At 35.4% G+C, this 4,534-nt stretch carries 5 protein-coding genes; all 5 read left to right on the plus strand.

All coding sequences use genetic code 11. The features are described 5' to 3' along the window. Positions 1-203: 203 nt before the first annotated feature. Positions 204-629, plus strand: coding sequence for a hypothetical protein (locus ABWO41_RS15745; RefSeq protein WP_353140098.1), 426 nt, complete (start codon positions 204-206; stop codon positions 627-629). Between the two features lie 138 nt (positions 630-767). Continuing rightward, positions 768-1,637, plus strand: coding sequence for a cupin-like domain-containing protein (locus ABWO41_RS15750; RefSeq protein WP_353140100.1), 870 nt, complete (start codon positions 768-770; stop codon positions 1,635-1,637). A gap of 223 nt (positions 1,638-1,860) precedes the next feature. Further along, entirely contained in the window at positions 1,861-2,442 is a 582-nt protein-coding gene (locus ABWO41_RS15755; RefSeq protein ID WP_353140102.1) for an RNA polymerase sigma factor, read from the plus strand. 121 nt (positions 2,443-2,563) lie between these two features. After that, entirely contained in the window at positions 2,564-3,700 is a 1,137-nt protein-coding gene (locus ABWO41_RS15760) for a FecR family protein (protein WP_353140104.1), read from the plus strand. A gap of 126 nt (positions 3,701-3,826) precedes the next feature. Next, positions 3,827-4,534, plus strand: a 708-nt coding sequence (locus tag ABWO41_RS15765) for an STN domain-containing protein (RefSeq protein WP_353140106.1), incomplete at its 3' end; no start/stop codon positions are given.

A 4,534-nucleotide genomic window follows, 5' to 3' on the forward strand; every position in this document is an offset into this window, starting at 1 on the left:
TGAGTCCACTGAATTATCTCTAAATAAAATTTAAAAAAAACAAAATATAAAGTAAGCTATTCTTGCTATTATACGATTTCGTGTTATATATTGTTAAATTTTCCCGGAGTATTTCTTCGTAAAAATCAAAATACTAATATTGTATTGTTAGTTTGAAATAAGAAATTAACGTAAACAACCATTTCTGATATTATATTCAAAAGATGAAAAAGATTTTTATAGGAGCTGTTTTAGCGTTAACAACAGTTAGCGCTAAAACATTCGCTAACACACTTCCTGCTGGAAAAAATTCAGTTTCAGTTTCTGTTATGGGGTTGAATAATGTTGCCACTACGGTAACAGAGATTACGTCTACCTTAAATGCATTAAATTTAACAGGCCCGCAAACAAAAGCCGTTACTACAGCTTTAACAAATTATGTTACCAAGTATAATACTTTAAAGACCATTGCAAATACCGCAAAAGGTGCTTCACAATTGACCAGTGCAAAAACTACAGCTTTGTCGGCCATTAAAACTTCGTTGGGAGCTAGTAAATACAGTTCTTTCTTAAGTTCTTTGGGTACAACCGCAAGCAACACGGCTACCTCGGTAGCTACAAAAGCAGTAATTAACAGCCTGATTAAATAAAAAGTGGAAAATGAAGCGGAAGAGGCCTTTAAAGGGCCTTTTTTGTTTTAGGACTGTCAGATTTATATCAAGAAAAAACAATATTTCCCATGAAATGTTCAAAAACAATAACATTTGTATTGTTAAAATTAAATTAACATGGGCTTAATATTGACGCAAATAGAAAAAGTAGAGGATATCAGCAAAGATGACTTTATCAAAAACTATCTGATTCCCCGAAAGCCTTTGGTTATTAAAAATATGACCAAGACCTGGCCAGCCTTAGAAAAATGGACTTTTGAATATTTGAAAGAAACTGTTGGCGATAAGATTGTGCCATTATATGATAGTGCTAAGGCCGATCCCTCTAAACCAATTAATGCTTCGGCGGCTGAAATGAAATTTGGTGATTATATTGATCTGATCAGGAGAGAACCAACCGATTTAAGGATTTTTTTGTTTGATCCTATTAAGCATGCTCCCGGATTGCTGGAAGATTATCGCTCGCCTAAAGATTTAATGGGCGGTTTCTTAGACAAGTATCCAAATATGTTTTTTGGAGGGGCCGGATCTATTACTTTCCTACATTATGATATAGATTTAGCACATATTTTTCATACGCATTTTCACGGCAAAAAACATATCATACTTTTCGATTATAAATGGAGTACTAGGTTGTATAAGATTCCGTTTGCAACTTATGCATTGGAAGATTACGATATTTCTAATCCGGATTATGAGAAGTTTCCTGCATTGAATGGGATAGAAGGACAAGAGACTATTCTGGAACATGGGGAAACACTTTTTATGCCTACCGGAATGTGGCATTGGATGAAGTATTTAGATGGTGCGTTTTCCATTTCTTTGCGGGCCTGGGATAAGTCGTGGGCTATAAAAGCAAAGAGTTTGTATAATTTGACCATTCAAAGAAAGTTTGATGATTATATGAAAAAGGCTTTCCATACCAAATATATGGATTGGAAGGAAAGATTGGCCATTAAACGGGCTGAAAGTTCTATTCTAAAGTAACAGACTTTAAACAAGTTTTGGCCCGGAGTATAAATTCCGGGCCTTTATATTCCAATTAATTCTGGCAGTGGACGATTTACCGTTTTAATTATTAATACTTTCTTAATATTCATTATTCTAAAGCATTTTATATTTGCTGTGGCTTATACAGAGTTTGTATCAACAATTTTGTTTTGTTAATATTGTGTATTAAATGTAGCCAATTTATTAAACGATATTCTTCTTGAGCAGTTTAAAACAGCATACCGATACAGAATTATTCGATCTTATAAAAGAAGGAAATGCTATAGCTTTTGCCGAAATTTACGATAGATACTGGGCATTGCTGTATAGACATGCATACCGGTTAATAAAGGACCAGGACTTAGCTCAGGATGTTGTTCAGGAAGTTTTTGTGAATTTATGGGATAAAATAAATACTATAGATCTTCAGTTTTCGATAAGTTCTTACCTATATACCGCTGTAAGAAATAAAGTTCTGAATCTGATTCAGCGCGATAAAGTGAAGAACAATTATATCGAATCTTTTGCAAACTTTGTAGCCAGCTCAGAAGCAATTACCGACTATAGACTAAGAGAACGATTGCTTAAGGAAAAAATAGAAAAGGAAGTTGCCGCATTACCCTCAAAAATGCGCCAGGTTTTTGAAATGAGCAGAATTCAAAATATGTCTCATAAGCAAATAGCAGAAGAATTGAATTTGTCTGATAAGACTGTAAAAAAACAAATGAGTAATGCTATTAAGATATTGCGTCTTAAACTTGGAGGATTTTTGATACTTTCCATCTTGTTGAAATTGCTTTAGTGCAATTCAAAAAAAAGACAACAAGAAGCAGTTTCCTATTTCTTCTAAAAAAATAAAATAAATCTACTACCACCGCTCTATCAAATTGTCATAAGCATATAAGATCACAAATTATGTGTTTATGGATGAAAAACAAACAAGGGAAATCCTAAAAAGATATAACGAAGGAAGTTGTTCCAGTGAAGAGAGGGAATGGGTAGAGTCCTGGTATCTGGATATGGTGGATAAATCTCAATCAGCAGATATAACAGATGCCGAAATGCTTTCAGCAAAGGATAATATCTGGAAAAATATAGCTAAAGAGCGACCAATTGAACAGAATAAAGGTATAAAATACTCCAGAATAGTAGCTGCAGCATCTGTTATCGTAATCGTGGGATTTGCCTATTATTTCTTTAATAGTGAAGCGCAGCTGAAAAATAATACAGCAATTGAAAATTATGCTGCTATAACACCTGGAGGCAACAAAGCATATCTCACTCTTGCCGATGGGAGAAAAGTAAACCTTACCGATTTGGATAGTGGAATGACCATAACCCAGGAAGGAATAAAAGTCATTAAAAAATCTAATGGAGAACTGGTTTATGAAATTACCGATGCCGTTGCTCCTGCAGCTCAGGAAATTATAGGAAATAATACGATTGAAACTCCGGTAGGGGGGCAATATCAGGTTCTGTTGCCAGATGGGACTAAAGTTTGGCTGAACTCTTCTTCATCTCTGCAATATCCGGTTAAGTTTAGCTCAAATGAAAGAAAGGTTACTTTAACTGGTGAGGGTTATTTTGAAGTAAAATCTGATAAAACAAAGCCTTTTAAGGTGGTATCGGAGAATCAGACCATAGAAGTGCTGGGTACAAAGTTTAATGTAAATACTTACAAAGATGAGCCAGCGGTAAGAACAACACTTTTAGAAGGCAGTGTAAAAGTATCATTGGCTAGTGAGACAGAAATACTTCGTCCGGGAGAACAGGCAGCTATTAAAGGCCAGCAAATAAGCATTCAAAAAGTAGATACAGAACAGGCGGTGGCATGGTACAGAGGCGACTTCGCTTTTGAAGGCGCGGAGCTGAAAAACATCATGCGCCAAATCAGTCGCTGGTACAATGTAGAAGTAGTCTATCAAGGTGATGTTGGCGATATAAAATTTGGCGGTTCTATTTCGCGATCCAAAGATATTCAGGAAGTGCTAAAAGTGCTTTCGATGACACAAGGCGTAAACTTTAAGCTGGAAGGAAGGAGGGTTTTGGTTATGCTGTAAAAATATGAGTACTGGGTAACCGAAAAAGAAAACGGGAACGTTGGCGCGTCCCCGATTAGATTTTGGTTCCCGACAGAAATACAAAATGCGTCGAAACAATAAGTATTAAAAAAGAAACCTAAACAAATGTATAAAAATTATGCAAAAAATGGTGGTTGGCATACAGCTTTGCTCATAAGCCAACTGTTTAAATCCAGGATAGCATATCCTTCTCAAAACTTAAAGAGATTACTTATGCGGGTTAAATTAACTTGTGCTTTTATAGTAATTGCGTTTTTGCAGCTATCTTTTGCTTCCAATGCGCAAAACATCACTTTAACCAAGAAAAATATAAGCCTTACCGAGCTGTTTAAAGAAATTAAAAAGCAAAGTGGCTATGACTTTGTGTATAAACACGATTTATTGATTAAAGGAAAAAGCATTAGCATAGATGTTAAAAACAGGCCATTAAAAGAAGTGCTTGACCAAAGTTTCGAAAACCAGCCTTTTAGCTATTCTATAGAAAGTAAAACGGTAGTGGTTCTTCCAAAAGAAAAGGAAAAAAACGTATATCAGGTTAGTCCTCCTCTAAGCGGTAAAGTTGTAGATAAAGACGGAAATCCACTGGCAGGTGTAAGTGTCGCTGTAAAAGGCGGGAGTAAAGGGACACAGACCGATGCTAACGGAAACTTTACTTTAGCTGTCAGTGCAGGCAGTACTCTTGTTTTTTCTTATTTGGGATTTGTTACACAAGATATCGTATATAATAATCAGAAAGCGATTGATGTTGTTTTAAGTGAGTCTCCGCAGGCTTTAAATGAAGTTGTAGTTGTAGGTTATGGTACGCAGAAAAAA

The sequence above is a fragment of the Pseudopedobacter sp. genome, assembly GCF_040392825.1.
Lineage (GTDB): Bacteria > Bacteroidota > Bacteroidia > Sphingobacteriales > Sphingobacteriaceae > Pseudopedobacter.